Annotated in this window: 14 protein-coding genes and 1 pseudogene; 11 read left to right on the top strand and 4 right to left on the bottom strand. The window is 67.2% G+C overall.

The annotated features are described in order from the left end of the window. Positions 1–57: 57 nt before the first annotated feature. Positions 58–1,746, top strand: a complete 1,689-nt coding sequence (locus tag CWC60_RS14325; RefSeq protein ID WP_109796399.1) for a methyl-accepting chemotaxis protein — start codon at positions 58–60, stop codon at positions 1,744–1,746. A 126-nt stretch (positions 1,747–1,872) separates the two neighbouring features. Beyond that, positions 1,873–2,277 (top strand): GFA family protein, encoded by a 405-nt coding sequence (locus CWC60_RS14320; protein ID WP_109794625.1) that lies wholly within the window; start codon positions 1,873–1,875, stop codon positions 2,275–2,277. A 7-nt stretch (positions 2,278–2,284) separates the two neighbouring features. Here CWC60_RS14320 and CWC60_RS14315 read toward each other — a convergent pair whose 3' ends face one another. Then, a complete protein-coding gene (locus CWC60_RS14315) occupies positions 2,285–2,773 on the bottom strand; it encodes an Lrp/AsnC family transcriptional regulator (RefSeq protein WP_109794624.1) in 489 nt (162 codons plus the stop codon). Positions 2,774–2,919: 146 nt separating this feature from the next. Here CWC60_RS14315 and CWC60_RS14310 point away from each other — a divergent pair, with 146 nt between their 5' ends. From CWC60_RS14310 to CWC60_RS14295, 4 genes are all read left to right on the top strand, one after another. Beyond that, positions 2,920–3,177: a hypothetical protein gene (locus tag CWC60_RS14310; protein WP_109796398.1), complete on the top strand. Its 258-nt coding sequence runs from the start codon at positions 2,920–2,922 to the stop codon at positions 3,175–3,177. A 249-nt stretch (positions 3,178–3,426) separates the two neighbouring features. Then, entirely contained in the window at positions 3,427–3,615 is a 189-nt protein-coding gene (locus CWC60_RS14305) for a hypothetical protein (protein WP_109796397.1), read from the top strand. A 47-nt stretch (positions 3,616–3,662) separates the two neighbouring features. Continuing rightward, a complete protein-coding gene (locus CWC60_RS14300) occupies positions 3,663–4,463 on the top strand; it encodes a response regulator (RefSeq protein WP_109794621.1) in 801 nt (266 codons plus the stop codon). A gap of 24 nt (positions 4,464–4,487) precedes the next feature. Beyond that, the gene (locus CWC60_RS14295; protein ID WP_109794620.1) at positions 4,488–6,317 is read left to right on the top strand and encodes a sensor histidine kinase; all 1,830 of its coding nucleotides are present in this window, start codon (positions 4,488–4,490) and stop codon (positions 6,315–6,317) included. Between the two features lie 17 nt (positions 6,318–6,334). On the opposite strand, the gene CWC60_RS14290 is transcribed toward CWC60_RS14295, so the two are convergent. From CWC60_RS14290 to CWC60_RS24300, 3 genes are all read right to left on the bottom strand, one after another. Then, positions 6,335–6,925 (bottom strand): RNA polymerase sigma factor, encoded by a 591-nt coding sequence (locus tag CWC60_RS14290; protein WP_206419944.1) that lies wholly within the window; start codon positions 6,923–6,925, stop codon positions 6,335–6,337. A gap of 110 nt (positions 6,926–7,035) precedes the next feature. Further along, entirely contained in the window at positions 7,036–7,935 is a 900-nt protein-coding gene (locus CWC60_RS14285; RefSeq protein WP_109794619.1) for a hypothetical protein, read from the bottom strand. A gap of 214 nt (positions 7,936–8,149) precedes the next feature. After that, the gene (locus tag CWC60_RS24300) at positions 8,150–10,291 is read right to left on the bottom strand and encodes a hypothetical protein (RefSeq protein ID WP_125182794.1); all 2,142 of its coding nucleotides are present in this window, start codon (positions 10,289–10,291) and stop codon (positions 8,150–8,152) included. Between the two features lie 362 nt (positions 10,292–10,653). On the opposite strand from CWC60_RS24300, the gene CWC60_RS14270 reads away from it, so the two are divergent. The 5 genes and pseudogenes from CWC60_RS14270 to CWC60_RS23915 form a co-directional block, all read left to right on the top strand. Beyond that, positions 10,654–11,025 (top strand): hypothetical protein, encoded by a 372-nt coding sequence (locus tag CWC60_RS14270; RefSeq protein WP_109794616.1) that lies wholly within the window; start codon positions 10,654–10,656, stop codon positions 11,023–11,025. Between the two features lie 120 nt (positions 11,026–11,145). Continuing rightward, entirely contained in the window at positions 11,146–11,496 is a 351-nt protein-coding gene (locus CWC60_RS14265) for a hypothetical protein (protein ID WP_125182793.1), read from the top strand. Positions 11,497–11,502: 6 nt separating this feature from the next. Next, positions 11,503–13,242: a glucans biosynthesis glucosyltransferase MdoH gene (mdoH, locus tag CWC60_RS14260; protein WP_109794614.1), complete on the top strand. Its 1,740-nt coding sequence runs from the start codon at positions 11,503–11,505 to the stop codon at positions 13,240–13,242. Then, on the top strand, positions 13,208–14,815 hold the full coding sequence (locus tag CWC60_RS14255; RefSeq protein WP_338133089.1) for an OpgD/OpgG family glucan biosynthesis protein: 1,608 nt from the start codon (positions 13,208–13,210) through the stop codon (positions 14,813–14,815). Before mdoH ends, CWC60_RS14255 begins: the two co-directional genes overlap by 35 nt. Before the next feature lie 152 nt (positions 14,816–14,967). Continuing rightward, positions 14,968–15,156: pseudogene (locus tag CWC60_RS23915) on the top strand (NADH-quinone oxidoreductase subunit A); the annotation flags it as partial.

Below are 15,156 nucleotides of genomic sequence, written 5' to 3'. Positions count from 1 at the left end.
TCAGGCAAGATTTGGCGGTTATTGACGATCCGGAACATTGATCCGGAGGCGAGTTTCATGAAGATCAGATGGACCATCAGGAACAGGATGCTACTGTTGTCGATGGCGGCGGTGATGGCCATTGCGGTACTTGGCGCGAACCATTATTTCGCCTCATCTTCGGTACAGACGAAGACGCGCCAGGCCGCCGAACTCAGCCGTTCCATCGCCATGGTCAGCCAGGCGCGGCTGGAGAACGGCGCCATGCTGCTGGCGGCGATGGACTCGATCATCGACAAGACCGAAGGCCAGGTCCGGCCCGAACGGGCCGAGGTCATCGACGCGGCCGTCGCCCATCTCGGCGAGAACCTGCCGGCGATCGAATCCCTTGGACGCGAGTTGGGCGCCGAGGACGCGGCGGGCACACTGGCGGCAGACTTCGAGGATGTGACGACGGCGATCCGGACCGATCTGCGGCAGGCGATCGAAAGCGGCGCCAGCGAGGCCGAATTCGCGCGCATCGACGATGTCGTCGATCAGGCCGGCGACCGCCTGGGCGCGTCCCTCGCCACGATCGAGGCCAGGGGCCAGGCCTTGCTGAACCAACGGCTGTCCGAGGCCGGCAGCGCGATCGACGGCTCCCTGACGGAATCCATCGTGACCGCGCTCGCCGCGATGCTGATCATCCTGCCGCTGGCGGCCTTCATCACGACCGGGATCGTCCGCGCTCTGGAGGCGCTGTCGGTGACGATGAGGCGGTTGGCCGACGGCGATCTGGACGTCGAAGTGCCGCGCACGGGCCGCGCCGACGAACTGGGCCGGATGGCCGATGCGGTGCTGGTCTTCAAGGAAAACGCCCTTGAAGTGAAGCGATTGCATGCCGATCAGGAGCGCCAGCTGCGCGCCGCCTCGGAGGAGCGCCGCCAGGCGCGCCTCAGCCTGTCCGGCGAGTTCGATTCCTCGGTCAGGGTGGTAGTCGACAACGTGACCGGCGCGGTGACCGAGATGCGGGGCACGTCCATGCAGCTTGTCGACGTTGCCAGCCAGGCGCTCGACGAAGCCGGTGCAGTGACCGAGTCGTCGGAGCGCACAAGCTCGGCGGTCGAAGCCGTCGCGGCCGCGGCGGAGGAACTGAGCAGCTCGATCTCCGAGATCAATCGCCGGCTGGCGGATTCGGTGCAGATGACCAAGGGCGCGACCGAAACCGCGCAGAACACCAGCCATCGGGTCAGGTCGCTGGCCGAGGCCGCCGATCGCATCGGCGCTGTCGTCGGCCTGATCCAGGACATCGCCGGCCAGACCAATCTGCTGGCGCTGAATGCCACCATCGAGGCCGCCCGAGCGGGCGAGGCGGGGAAGGGCTTTGCCGTCGTCGCCGCCGAGGTCAAGACCCTGGCCAACCAGACCGCGCGGGCGACCGAGGACATCGGCGAGCAGATTGCCGCCATCCAGGGCGCGACCAACGAGGCTGTGGCCGCCATCGCCCGCATCGCCGAGACCACCCGCGAAGTGGATTCGGTGACCTCCTCCATTGCCGCGGCTGTCGAGGAACAGGGGGCGGCCACCCACGAGATCTCACGGAGCGCGCAGGAGGCTGCGTCGGCGGTGCAGGAGACCGTGCAGACCATCCGATCGATTCATGCCCGGATCGACGAGACCGGGGCTTCGGTCCGGATCGTCTCCGATGCGGCGGCCAACCTGAATGGCCAGTTCGATTCCCTGAACGGTCAGGTCTCCACTTTCCTGGAACGGATCCGGGCCGCCTGATCACCGGCATCGCCGGCGTCGGACTCGCGCTTGGCGCCGGATCGGTTACCATGGCTGCCTGAAAAAAGGGGCGGGACCTCGGGTCTCCGTCCCCCAGGCCATGGCCGGAGCGGAGGAGCGTGGACCATGAAGATCGAGGGCGGATGTTATTGCGGTGACGTGCGCTACGAATCGACCGGCGAGCCGACGGCGGCGATCCAGTGCCACTGCCGCGAGTGCCAGTACATCACCGGCGGCAATCCCAACGCGATCATGATCGTGCCCGCGGACGGATTCCGCTTCACGAAAGGCGAGCCGAAGGCATTCGCCCGCAGTGATCTGGAACGGCCCGTCACGCGGCTGTTCTGCCCGACCTGCGGCACCGCCATCGGCACCCGGACGCCGAACCGTCCAGACTCCTTCATCATCAAGATCGGCACCCTGGACGATCCGTCGATCTACAAGCCACAGGCGGCGATCTTCACCATCGACCGCCAGCCCTTCCATCACATTCCTGACGGCCTGCCGCAATTCGAACGGCGGGCGGGCTAGGTCCGGCTCAGCCCGCGGGGTCGGGCAGGGGCGAGACCAGCCGCTTCAGGCAGCGCAGCGCGAAGCAGGAGCGGGTGTGGCGGATGCCGGGAATGCGGTAGAGCCTTTCTCTCAGGAATTTCTCGTAACCCTCTGTGCTGTCGACCGCGACGCGGATGAAATAGTCATACTCGCCCGTGGTCAGATAGGCCTCGATGACCTCCGGGCATTCGGCGAGAGCCTGGCCGAAACGCTCGATGATGTCGTCGTCGTGCCGCTCCAGCGTGACCTCGATGATGATGGTCTGGTGCAATCCCAGCTTCCGCGCGTCGAGAACCGCGGCGTAGCCCTCGATGACGCCTTCGTCCTCCATGCGCCGGACCCGCTGCCAGCAGGGGCTGGCCGACAGCCCCACCCGTTCGCCGAGCTGCGCGCTGGTCAGCCGGCCATTCAGGGCGAGCTCGCGGAGAATGCGGCGGTCGATATCGTCCAGCGGGCGGGCTTTCGCCGATTTCATGATATTGCTCCGGATCGAATTAATTTTTTGACGTAGCTTTCTAACACGACCGAAAATTTTTAATTCAAGCAATATTTCCGCAAATTTAAAAACTCATTCCGGAGCTTCGGGCCTATGGTCTGTGTGCATTCCCTGAGGAGGAGACCATGCACGCGCTTCGTTTCACCACTGATCGGCCGATGGACACATTCCCGCGCGCCCTCGACCAGCTGCGCCGGATGGGATTCGATTTGCGCCGGGCGGTCATCGCGGATGCGATGACGGAACGTGCGCGGGTCCGGTTCATGTTCTCTGGCGGCAAGGCGGGCGCGGCGGAGACCTTGCGGGAGCGGGTCGCCGGCATGCCGGGCGTCGTCGACGTGAGTCTCTGCTCGCTCGCCCGCGACGCGGCCGAAGCGGCCTGACGCCGTTCTCAGCATGTAGCGGCATTCTCATGGAATAATTCGAGGCCCCCTTCGTCGTACGTACAGAAGTGGTGTCCCCGTTGCGGGGATGACGAAGGGCATTCGATGAATCGATTGAAACTTTCCGGAAATGGTCGGGCGGCGCAGATATCGCCCAGCCGGCGGCGCTTGCGCGGGTGGACCCGATCGCGGCGCCTTGCCGGTGGACGCCACGCTGTATCGCATCGGATGGCCTTCGGAGGAGTGGACGTGTCGCAACAGCCGGACAGGAACCGGGAAGCCCAGGACGATCTCGAGCTGTGGATGCGGACGGAACTCGAGGCGCTCTACAACGACGTTCTGGAGGATCCCCTGCCGCCGCAGATGGCGGAGCTCCTGGCTCAGATCGAGAAGAAGAGGCGCGGGGGCGGATCAGGCGGCAGCGACGCGGATGCCTGACGCCGGCCCGAACGCCAAGTTGCGTTGCAAGGGAGTACAACAGAAAAATGAACAATGAGAACCGGCTGGTTGCGCGCAACCTGCCCTATCTGCGCCGCTACGCGCGCGCCCTGACCGGCTCGCAGACGCGCGGCGACCGTTATGTCGTTCTCTGCCTGGAGGCCATGCTCTGCGACGCCGAAGCCGGCACGCCGCCGCCCGCAAGCCGCGTTGAACTCTACAGACGCTTCCACAATGCGTGGGAGCGGACGGGCCCGATCCACGCGGAACCGGGTTCGGGCGGGGAACCGGCGGGCCGGGGAGCCGACGCCTATCTTCAGGCCCTCGCCGAACACAAGCGCCAGGCTCTGCTGCTGACGGCGATCGACGGCTTTTCGACCGAGGAGACCGCGCGCATCCTCGACCGCCCGGAGGAGGATGTGGGCCGGCTGCTGCAACTCGCCTACGACGATCTGCAGAACCAGACGGCGACGACGGCTCTGGTGATCGAGGACGAACCCATCATCGCGGTCGACATCGTCGGCATCGTCGAGGAAATGGGCCACAGGGTCGTGGGCACCGCAGCCACCCGGGACGAGGCCGTGGCTATCGCCCGGCGGACCAATCCCGGCATCGTCATGGCCGACATCGAACTGGGCGACGGCAGTTCAGGCATCGACGCCGTGGAAGATATTCTGGACGCCCTGGATGTGCCGGTGATCTTCGTGACCGCCTATCCCGAGCGTCTGCTGAGCGGGCAGGGGCGGGAGCCGGCCTTTCTCGTCACCAAGCCCTTCGAGCCGGAGACGCTCAGGGTGACCATCTATCACGCGCTGATGGCCGCGCCCGCCGGCAGGCAGGCGGCCTAGTCCGCCATCGCGAGGCCGGGATCAGTGATCGGTTCGCGGCTGTCGTCCTGGTGGCTGCGCGGCGCATTGCGTCAGCGGCTGGCCGTCGTCCTGGCTCTCGTGCTGCTGCCCCCGGTGACGCTCAGCGTCTATCTTGCCTGGGACGCCTATGACGAACACACCCGGCGGGCGCAGCTGTCGGTCAAGCAGTTCGCCCTGCTCGCGGCGACCTATGAGAGGAAGTCGTTCGAAGACACCCGTTCGGCCTTGCAGCGCGTCATTCGGGAAACGCCGCTCGATGCCCCGGATTATGTCTGTGAAGAGGTCTTTTCGCGGGCGCTCGAGAACACGCCCGAGTTTGCCGGTCTCGGCTTCTTCTCGCCAACGGGCGGGCGGATCTGCGGCCGGGAAATGAGCATGAGCGACGCCTCCGGGCGGTCATGGTTCGCCGACGTCCGGCGTTACCGCGGTTTCACGATCAGCGACTACACCTTCGTGCCGGATTCGAACGATCCGGTGATCGTCGTTGCTCACGCCGTCTATGATGACGAGGGACGCTTCCGCGGTGTCCTGGCGGCATCGCTGCGCCTTCACTGGCTGAGTTCCTTTCTCCGGCAGGCGCAATTGCCGGCGGAGGGCGTCGCCTTCCTGCTCGATAGCCGCGGGCGGGTGCTCGCCGGATCCGACCTCTCTATGGACGATACGGACGCCGCCCTGGCGCGATGGAACGCGGAGGCGGAACGGGCCGGTTCGTCGCCATTTTCCGAGACGGTCGACGCGGACCTGCGCGAGCGGATCGTGGCCCGTGGCAGCGCGGATTTCGAGGCGGTCGGCAGCGACGGCGTGCCGCGCTTCTACAGCAGCGTCGCCCTGCCGCACGGAGACGTGAGCCTGCTGTTCGGCGTGCCCAAGGCGAGCGCTCTCGGCTGGGTGGAGAAGGACATGATCACCCGCCTCGTGAGCCTGGCGGTGATCTGGCTGACGGCGGTCGCAGCCGCGTGGCTCGCCATCCAGCGGCTGGTCATCCACTGGACCTCCGATCTGCGGGCGATGAGCCAGGCCTATGGCCGGGGCGACTATTCGGTCAGCCGGGATTTCACACAAGCGCCGGCGGAGCTCCGGCAATTGGGCGATACATTGGAGGTCATGGCCCTCCGCATCCAGTCGCGGGAGGCGGAGCTGCGCGACTCCCTGGCCCAGAAGGATCTGCTGTTGCGGGAGATCCATCACCGGGTGAAGAACAATCTTCAGATTGTCACCAGCCTGCTGAACATCCACGGCAAATCGGTCACCGAGACGTCGGCGCGCAGCGCGTTGGACGAGGTGAAGCTGCGCGTACGCGCCCTGACCCTGGTCCACCGCTATCTCTACGAGAGCGATGACCTTCAACTCGTGGATCTCAATTCCTTCGTCTCTGAACTGGGGCAGGCGGTGCTGGCCAGCAGCGGCGACGACCGCATACGGATCGCGTTCCAGTGCGATATTCCCGACCTGCCAATCCTTTCGGACCGGGCGGTGCCGATCGCGCTGCTTGTGACCGAGGCGATCACCAACGCGTTGAAACATGCCTTTCCCGACGGGCGGGCCGGCCATATCGGGCTGTCCTTCGCGATCCGGGACGACGGTACGGGCCGACTGATCCTGACCGACGACGGCATCGGATTCGATGTCGAGGCCGCGCGGGAGGGACTCGGCGTGCACCTGATGCACGCATTCGCCAAGCAGATCGGCGGCGTGCTTTCGATCAAGGGCAGCGATGGCACCCGTATCGTGATGGACGTGCCGATCGCCAGCCTGGTCGGCGGCGCCGGCCGGGGACAGGATGACGAAGGTGACGGGGCAGAGCCCGGCGCGCTGCCCGAAGCGGCGGAGTAGGCGGCCGGGACGAGGGCTCAGCGTGCGTGGCGCCGACGGACCGGCTTGTCCCGCTTGCCGTACGCGGTCTCGGCCGCTTGCGCCGGTGCTTCGTCATCCAGACGGCGCCTGAGCGCCGCGCGTCCCCGGTTCAGCCGCGACATCACCGTGCCGATGGGCTGACCCAGAATCTCGGCGACTTCACGGTACTTGCGGCCTTCCAGGCCCGCGAGCAGCAGCACCGCGCGCTGGTCTTCGGAAAGCTCGGACAGGGCCGCCAGCAGCCGATTGTATTCCAGCCGGTGCGGCTGGGCGGCGGGCTCGGCAACGGTCATCGCCTCGTCCAGCGGCACCTGCTGACCGTGGTTCTTCTCCTTGCGGATCTGATCCATGCGAACGTTGTGCAGAATGGTCAGCAGATAGGATCTCAGATTGCGGACCTGACGGCCCTTGCCGATGTGGATCAGTGCCCGTTTGAGGGTCTCCTGAACCAGGTCATCGGCGCCGGCGGGGTTGCCCATCAGTGCCCGGGCGTAGCGCCGCAGCACGCGGACATGAGTTTCAAGATCTTCGGGATCCGGAACGGCGCCTTCAGCGCCGTCCGAATCCTCTGTCGCGCCATCTGTCACGGCCGGGTTCCCATGGTTGAAGTGCGCCCGTTCCGGACATCGGGTGGATCCGATGACCCATCGCTGTCCTCGCGATGACAATCCTGTGGCCGGCAGGCCCGCCAGCCGCCTCACCCTGCGTCGAGGAAGCGGATGTTGGCTTTTTTCGTGCCGCGGGGCGGGTTGGCGGTCGAGGTCGTGAAGGAGACGTCGTCCCCGGCTTCGATGCTGCGGGACGAAGGCTCGAACAGCCAGCGCTGCAGGACATTGCCCTCGGCGTCGACAAGTTCCGCTTCCAGAGGTGGTATCGTACGGAGCCGACGAGCCTGGTTCACGATTCTTCCCCGGAGGGTCAGCGTGCCGTCCTGAACCTGCGTGTCCGTCAGTTCGATGGCCAGTCCGCGGCGCGCCATCTCATTGAATACCTCGCCCTGGCTGCGGCACGGGCGATAGGCCGGCGAGAGATCGCTGTAGCGGTCGACGCAGTTCCGCGAGGAGTAGCGCCGGCGCTCTACTCCCGGCCAGTTCACGCCGACCCGCGCGCGGCGGACTTCACCTGTGGGGCCGACCTCGAGCTGGTATAGGCCGGGTTCGACCCGCTGCACCGGCTCGACCAGCAGATAACCCGGATGGTCGGGGAAGCGGTTCACGGAGACGGGTGTCTCGAACTCGGAGAGGCGGGCCACCACCCAGCGGGATCCTTCCAGGGGCATCACCGCAGCCGGACCGTTGACTTCGCTTCGCGCCCAGGCGACCCGCCACAATCTGACGCCGGCGCCGGTCGCCGCCGGGTCATGGATGACGAAACGGACATTGGGCGACAGGTCGGACCGCTCGGCCCAGGTCTCGTTCTCCCATTCGGGGCTGCCGTCCAGGCGCTGGAGTTCGTCTCCGCGAATGGCGAAGACGCCCGTCTCCTCGGGCAGTTCCACGCCCGTCTGCTTCTGGAACGCGTTCTGACTGGTGCCGCACGCGGCCAGGATTCCGGAAAAAACAGCAATCAGGCCAAGGCGTTGAGCCGTCGTTTTCATTCTTGTACTCCGATGGTCGGCTGGTTTCGGTGGTGATGCGCGACAGAACGGGGCGTTCCGGCATGGACGCCCCGCGCTGTCCTTCATGACCCGTCGCGGTCCCGAAATATTCCGATGCTCGATGGTGGTAGCGCGAGAGAACGGACGTTCCGACACGCCAAGGGCCCGGAACCCGAAGGTTCCGAGCCCAGGCCGGCCGTCGCGTTTCGGCCGATCAGTCGGCCGTCGCGCTGGTCTCCGCACCGGAGGAGGCGTTCATATCCCCATCCGGATCCACGGAGGCGTCGGCGACCGCATCGCTGTCGGCGTCGGCGTCACCGATGACGTTGGTGTTCGTCTTCGTGTCCGCCTTCGCCATGGTCTTGCCCGGCGTGTCCAGCGCCATCGACCTGCCCATCGCGTTGCTGACGGCAACGTTTGCGCCGCCTTCATCGTCGAGGGACATCGCGTTGCTGTGCGACTTCGACAGGCTCAGCGCCATGTTCGGCGTGACGACGCTGTGCGTGCGCGAGAACGACCGGGCCTTCGCCGTCGGCTCGGTGGCCGCGGTTTCGTCGTCGAGCTCGGTGGCGTTCTCGTCGAGCGCGCCGGTCTCGGACTCTTCGCCCTCGTCGACGCCATCGTCCGGGGCCTCGGTGTTGGCGTTGGCGGTGCCCGACGTATCGGTATCGACCGTCGCAGTGCCGTCACCGGTCACGTCGGCGGCGCCGTTCGCCTGTGCGTCGACGCCGACGTCCGTGCCGTCGACTTCGCCGCGGGCCGCTGTATCGACCGCCGCGCTGGCCGCACCGTTCTCGGTGGCGGCGTTGGCTTCAGCCGCGCCATTGGCGTTGCCGAGCTCACCCAGGTCGATCCCGGACTCGCCGTTCACCGAGGCGTTGGCTTCGCCATTGCCCTCGGCGTTGGCGTCCGCGGTTGCGCCGGCGTTCGCCTCGGCGCCGTCATCGCCCAGCGAGACGCTGCCGCTCGCGCCGGTCTCGGCCGAAGCCGCGGTGTCGGAGATGGCGTCGGCCGCGCCATTGGCGGTGGCGGTGGCGTTGGCATCATCGCCGAGGGAGATGTCGATCGAGGTCTCGCCCGAAGCCGACGTGTCGCCCTCGCCGGTGACATCAGCCGCAGCGGTCGTGCCCGCATCGGCTGCGATGCCGTCCTCGCCGACGTCGATCGACGCGGTGGCGCCGCTCGAAGCGTTGGCGGAACCGCCGGTGGTGCTCGCCGAAGCGGCGCTGTCACCGGAAGCGCTGCCGTCCAGATCGACGCTCGCGGCGGTGTCGCCTTCCGCAGAGTCGGAGATTTCGCCGGTCGCGCTGGCCGTGGACGTGGAGTCCGCATCCGCCACGGACGAGCCGTCCTCGCCCAGGCTGACGTCCGCGGAGGCGGTGGTGCCGGCGCTTGCCGCACCGCTGCCGTCGATGTCCGCAGCGGCATCGGCGTCGGAGCTGGCCACGCCCGCGCCGTCGACGGAGACATCGGCGCTGCTGTCGGTCGAGGCCGAACCCGTGCCATCGCCATCAACGCTCGCCGCCGCCGATCCGGTCGACTGCGAGCTGCCGTTGGTGCCGTCGACGGCCACCCCGGCCGAAGCGCCGGAAGCCGCGCCAACCGAACCTTCGCCGTCGACCGAGCCGTCCGCGGCCGCGGAGGAGCCGGCCGAATCGCCATCGCCCGCGTCAACCGAGACGCCGGCGCTGGTGTCCACGCTGGCCGAATCGCCGCTGGCGGTGCCGCTCGATACGGACTCGCCGCTCGCGCTCGCGCCATCATCCCCGACGCTCACCGACGAGCCGGCGCTCGAAGAAGCGCTCGCGGAGCCGTCACCGGACGCGCTTGCCGACGATCCGGAGGAGGCGGAAGCCGAGACACCGGCATCGCCCGCCGACGCACCGGCCTCGCCGGACGCGTCCGCGCTGGCGTCGCCGCCAGCATCCGCGCCCGCATCGCCGCTGGCATCCGCGCCCGCGTCGCCGCCGGCATCCGCGCCAGCGCCAGCATCGCCGCCGGCATCCGCGCCAGCATCACCGCCAGCGCCGGCATCGCCGCCAGCGTCACCACCGGCATCGCCGCCAGCACCAGCATCGCCGCCAGCACCAGCATCGCCACCAGCGTCACCACCGGCATCGCCGCCAGCACCAGCATCGCCGCCAGCGTCACCACCGGCATCGCCACCCGCCTGGGCGAGATGGAGCACGGCGCGGCCTTCAGGATCCGACGCCGTCAGTTTCTGAGACTGGATGAGATCGTTCCAGTTGTTGTCGGCCACGGCTGCAGGCTGCGCCATGCTGGCCGTTCCCACGACCAGAAGAGCAACGGCGCTTGCCGAGCCCAGCAGTTGTTTTCGGATCGATGCGTTCTTCATCAGTCCGTCTCCCAAATAGAATTGCACTCGTTGAACGGCCCATCCGGCGTCGGTCCATCGACCGGGCTTCGAGGTCGCTCATTCGGGTTGACGGGACCTGATCGGGATCATTCCAGATAAATAAAAATATCGCAGATAGAGGGATTCAAAAGAAATAAAATGCGATGTGAGACGTCTCTTACGAATTGAAGGGGATAAAGTAAGTAATAGAATACCGCGAAATCCAATTGAGCTGCGGCGTTTCGACATTCGGTCGGCGAATTGGCTGCGCCTTCGGAATAGGACCGGGTTGAGTGAGTCGGAGAGAGAAGGAGCCTGGCGACCGCACGCCGGGCCATCACCGTTTCAGGAGATATGGTTTCATGTTCAATCCCACTCCATCCAACCTCGTGACCCTGCCTGCCCTGGCCACGATCGGGATCCTGGCGCTTGGCGCCGTCACAGGCGTCTCGATGGCTGTCGCTGGATCGGGCGAGAAGACGGGCGCCAATGCCACGTCTTCGGCCACCTCTTCGTCGTCGGCCTCTGCGTCCGCCAGAGCATCCAGCTCGACGAATCGGTCAGGCGATGGCGAGTGCGAATCTAGGGCCAGCTCCAGCGCGCGCGCCGACGATGGCGAACGCAGCGTGGTCGATCATGACGAGGACAGCGCCAGGGGAGACGGCGAGGGGTGCGAAGCCTCCTCTTCGGCATCGGCGACGGTGTCGTCCGGCGGGGACCTCTCGAAGGAATGAAGCACGGCGCGGAATAACCGGGGACCAAATCAGTCGACAGCTTCAGGAACCCATGCCGCCGGCGGTCACGGCGTCTTTCCCGACGCCGGATCAGGACCGGGGATATCGGAGGTCGGCAAGATGCCTGAAGCAAAAAGAGCATTGGACGCCCGGTTCGGGAGCGCTCGCGGTCATGGCGAGGTGGCGCGGGCGCTCCGTCGCGCGCTCGCGCCCGGTTACAATAACGCGCCGGTGGACGCCGCCGGCAGACGGCTCAGACGCACCGCCGACCGGCTGGACGCGTTGGCTGCCCGGGCCCCGCGTCACCGTCTGGCGCAATCCCCGCCCGCCGCGCCGCTGGACATGCCCGAGCAGGATCTGAGCGCCTTCGCAGCCTGGACGGCCGTCGCTGTGGCGATCCGCGCTCCGCTGGCCGGGCTTCGGCGGTTCGCCGCCTTCCGGCGACGCGGCTTGCCCGCTGTCCGCGGCTAGACGGCCATGTCGGCCGCGCCGCTTGCCGTTTCCTTCGTCGCCGTCTCGTCTCTGGCGGTGAGCGCCGCGCTTGTCGCCGCTTTTGGGGGCGACGGCGTCAGCGCGATCGAGGCGCTGATTCTCCTTCTGATCCTTCCCCTGCATGCCATGCTGGCGGCGGGGTTCGTTTTTGCCTGTCTGGGATTGTGGCAGGTCGAATCTGCGCGCAAGCGGCCATCGGCGGAGTGCCCCACCGAGTCGACCGGCACGCCCTGCGAGGCCGGATTCCTGACTGTCATCGCCGTGCCTGTTTTCCACGAGGACCCTGCAGAGGTCTTCGCCCGGATCCGGACCATGTATGAATCGCTGCGTCGCGAGGGACGGCTGGGTGGTTTCGAGTTCTTCATCCTCAGCGATTCGCGCCGGCCCGAGGTGGCGGCGGCCGAGGAACGCGCGTGGCGAGGGCTGTGCGCCGAGGTTTCGGGACACGGGCGGATATTCTACCGCCGCCGGCCCGACAACCGGGGCAAGAAGAGCGGCAATATCGCCGAGTTCTGCCAACGCTGGGGCGGCCGCTACCGCTACATGATCGTGCTCGACGCCGACAGTCTGATGACCGGCGGCGCGATGGCCGAGATGGTCGAGCGGATGGAGGCCGATCCGGCGCTCGGCCTGCTGCAGACCCGGCCCCTGGAGCGTGATGGCGTGACGCTCTTCGCCCGGATCCGGCAGTTCGCCAACTCGGTCTACGGGGCGGTGTTTACCCCCGGACTAGCCGCGGCGCAGGGGGACGCCGCCTTCTACTGGGGCCATAACGCGATCATGCGCACGGAGGCATTCGCCGGCGCGTGCGGTCTGCCGGAACTGCCGGGACAGCCGCCACTTGGCGGACCCATCATGAGCCACGACTTCGTTGAAGCTGCACTGCTGCGCCGGCGCGGCTGGAAGGTCCGCATCGAGACGGACATTGACGGCAGCTATGAGGAAGGGCCGCCCAGCCTGACCGACTTTGCCACCCGCGACCGGCGGTGGTGTCAGGGCAATCTGCAGCACGCGCGGCTGCTCCCGGTGGCCGGTCTGAACTGGATCAGCCGGGCGAACTTCGTTCTCGGCATCATGGGCTATGTCGCCGGGCCGCTTTGGTTCCTGCTGCTTGCCACGATGACGGCCGCGGCGCTGGCCGACGCGCTGCCGCGGCGGGCGGCGCTCGTGGATCTGCCGGTCGCCGGCGATGTCGCCGTACTGGCGCTGACCGTCTTCTATCTGGTGGGTCCGAAGCTTCTGGCTCTTGCCCATGGCCTGGTCGACCGGCGGATCCGGAACGGTCATGGCGGGGGCCTGCGCATGAGCGCAAGCGTTCTGCTGGAGATGATCTTCTCGGCGTTGCTGGCGCCGATCCTCATGATCCTGTATACGCGTTTCGTCATCGAGGTTCTGACCGGCCGCTCGGTCGCGTGGAATCCGCAAAGGCGGGAAGCGGACCGCATGCGATGGTCCGAAGCGCTGCGTCAGTACAGGTGGGAGATTGCGGCGGCGCTGGGCGGCGCCGCCCTGCTGTCGGTTTTCGCGCCGGTCCATTTCCTGTGGCTCGCGCCCGTTCTGGCCGGTCTGCTGCTGGCGGCGCCGATCGATGTCCTTTCCGGCCGCGCCGCCTCGGGGCGGGCGACGGCGCGACTCGGTCTGTTCCTTGTGCCGCACGAGCCGCGCGGTCACGCAGACCGCGCGCGCGGCGATGGAATATTCGGCGCGCTGGCGCGTCGACATTGACATGGACGGTTCGAGAGGAGCCACACGCCGGAGCTTCCTGGCTCTGGCGGCGCTGACGGGTTCCGCCTGGCTCGCAGGTTACGGGGGCGCACTTGCACGGTCGTCTTCGGGCCGGGCGGTTCCCTTCAGCTATGACCGGCTCCGGAGCCGCGCCCGCCGGATGGCGGAAGACGCCTTCAGGCCGCGTCCGACCCCGGCACCCGATATCGTTCAACGTATCGATTTCGATGCGGTGCAGAAAATCCGTTTCCGGCCGGACGCCGCGCCATGGGCCGTTCGCCCGGGCGGGGCGCCGATCCGGTTCTTCCATCTGCATCGCTTTGCGCCGTCCCCGGTGCGCATTCATCGGGTGGAAGGCGGTGAGGCGCGCGAGATCGTCTACCGGCCCGGCATGTTCGAACGGGACGTCCCGGGTCTCGCCGACGAACTGCCCGAGGATCTCGGGTTCGCCGGGTTCCGTGTCATGGACCCGGCAGACGGCCCGTCCGACTGGCTGGCCTTCCAGGGCGCGAGCTATTTCCGCAGCGCCGGACAATCGGATCAGTACGGTCTCTCCGCCCGCGGCGTCGCCATCGACACGGCGGTGGAGGGTGCCGAGGAGTTTCCTGCCTTTACCGAGTTCTGGCTGGAAGATCTCGCAGATGTGGCCGGGGGCGTGCGCATTCATGCGCTGCTCGACGGCCCGAGCGTCACCGGCGCCTATCGCTTCGACGCGCGTCCCGGAGAGGGCGTGATCATGGACGTGGAGACGTCTCTGTTCTTCCGGCGCGCGGTTCGACGCCTGGGCCTTGCACCGCTCACCAGCATGTACTGGTTCGGCGAGAACGAGCCCCGCCGGGCGGTCGACTGGCGTCCGGAGGTCCACGACAGTGACGGCTTGGCCCTCTGGACCGGCGCAGGCGAGCGCATCTTCCGTCCTCTGACCAATCCTCCGACGGTCCGTCTTCACAGCTTCGAGGACCGCAACCCCAAGGGATTCGGCCTGGTCCAGCGCGACCGCGATTTTGCCAGCTATCAGGATGACGGCGCCTTCTACGACAGGCGGCCGAGCCTCTGGGTGGAGCCGAAAGGCGATTGGGGGCCGGGCTCGGTGCAGCTGCTCGAGATTCCGACCGACGACGAAATCCATGACAATATCGCCGCCTTCTGGTCGCCCGCCGGAGCGGTCACCGCCGGCGATGCGATGCGGTTCGCCTATCGGCTGCACTGGCGTGACCGCCAGCCCTATCCGCCGGACGCGGTGGCCAGCGTCGTCGCCACGCGGACCGGCCGGGGTGGGAGGCCGGGACAGGCGCGGCCCGACGCCAGCGCGGTCAGGAAGTTCGTCATCGATTTCCGCGGCGGACCGATCTCGGAAATGGAGCCGCGCTATGATGTCGAGGCCGTGGTCAGCGCCTCGCGCGGCGAGGTTTCCGGGCGTTATGTCGTCAGGGTCGTCGGCACCGATATCTGGCGCGCCGTCTTCGACCTCGCGACGAGCGGCGGCATGGGCGTCGATCTCCGCTGTCATCTCCGCCTGGGCGACCGGACGCTCTCCGAAACCTGGCTCTATCACTACGTTCCAGCGGTCTGAAGGCCAAGCGCGAGGGCGTGCTCGTCCTGATGGATGGGCAATGGGCGACCCGAGATCGGCCCGCGATCAAGCGTCGTTTCGTCCGGACAGCGTTGGCATTTGGCAGGGCGCCACCTAGCTGTAACTGCAACAACCAATAACGAGGGAAGCCGATGGAAACCCTCCTTGGGCCTGCCGTGCTGGTCGCCGTGGCGGTGGGTCTGGCGCTGGCGCTGCAGAAGGTCGGAGGCCGGGCGGGGCTGACCGACCCCGGCCGCGCGCCGTGGCTTGGGGGCGGCACGCCCGAGACGCATGCCTGGCAGCGCTTCCATGTCCGCTACTACCCCATGACGCTGCTCTTC

This window comes from Minwuia thermotolerans (assembly GCF_002924445.1).
GTDB classification, from domain to species: domain Bacteria; phylum Pseudomonadota; class Alphaproteobacteria; order Minwuiales; family Minwuiaceae; genus Minwuia; species Minwuia thermotolerans.
The sequence above is the reverse complement of the archived record's forward strand: the minus strand, read 5'-3'. Positions and strand labels throughout refer to the sequence as shown.

Bases quoted from the DNA above. Each gene is read 5' to 3' on its own strand.
- mdoH (WP_109794614.1), top strand. From the start codon at position 11,503: ATGTCGGCCGCGCCGCTTGCCGTTTCCTTCGTCGCCGTCTCGTCTCTG.
- CWC60_RS14270 (WP_109794616.1), top strand. From the start codon at position 10,654: ATGTTCAATCCCACTCCATCCAACCTCGTGACCCTGCCTGCCCTGGCC.
- CWC60_RS14320 (WP_109794625.1), top strand. From the start codon at position 1,873: ATGAAGATCGAGGGCGGATGTTATTGCGGTGACGTGCGCTACGAATCG.
- CWC60_RS14265 (WP_125182793.1), top strand. From the start codon at position 11,146: ATGCCTGAAGCAAAAAGAGCATTGGACGCCCGGTTCGGGAGCGCTCGC.
- CWC60_RS14315 (WP_109794624.1), bottom strand. From the start codon at position 2,773: ATGAAATCGGCGAAAGCCCGCCCGCTGGACGATATCGACCGCCGCATT.
- CWC60_RS14325 (WP_109796399.1), top strand. From the start codon at position 58: ATGAAGATCAGATGGACCATCAGGAACAGGATGCTACTGTTGTCGATG.
- CWC60_RS14300 (WP_109794621.1), top strand. From the start codon at position 3,663: ATGAACAATGAGAACCGGCTGGTTGCGCGCAACCTGCCCTATCTGCGC.
- CWC60_RS14255 (WP_338133089.1), top strand. From the start codon at position 13,208: ATGGAATATTCGGCGCGCTGGCGCGTCGACATTGACATGGACGGTTCG.
- CWC60_RS14285 (WP_109794619.1), bottom strand. From the start codon at position 7,935: ATGAAAACGACGGCTCAACGCCTTGGCCTGATTGCTGTTTTTTCCGGA.
- CWC60_RS14310 (WP_109796398.1), top strand. From the start codon at position 2,920: ATGCACGCGCTTCGTTTCACCACTGATCGGCCGATGGACACATTCCCG.
- CWC60_RS24300 (WP_125182794.1), bottom strand. From the start codon at position 10,291: ATGAAGAACGCATCGATCCGAAAACAACTGCTGGGCTCGGCAAGCGCC.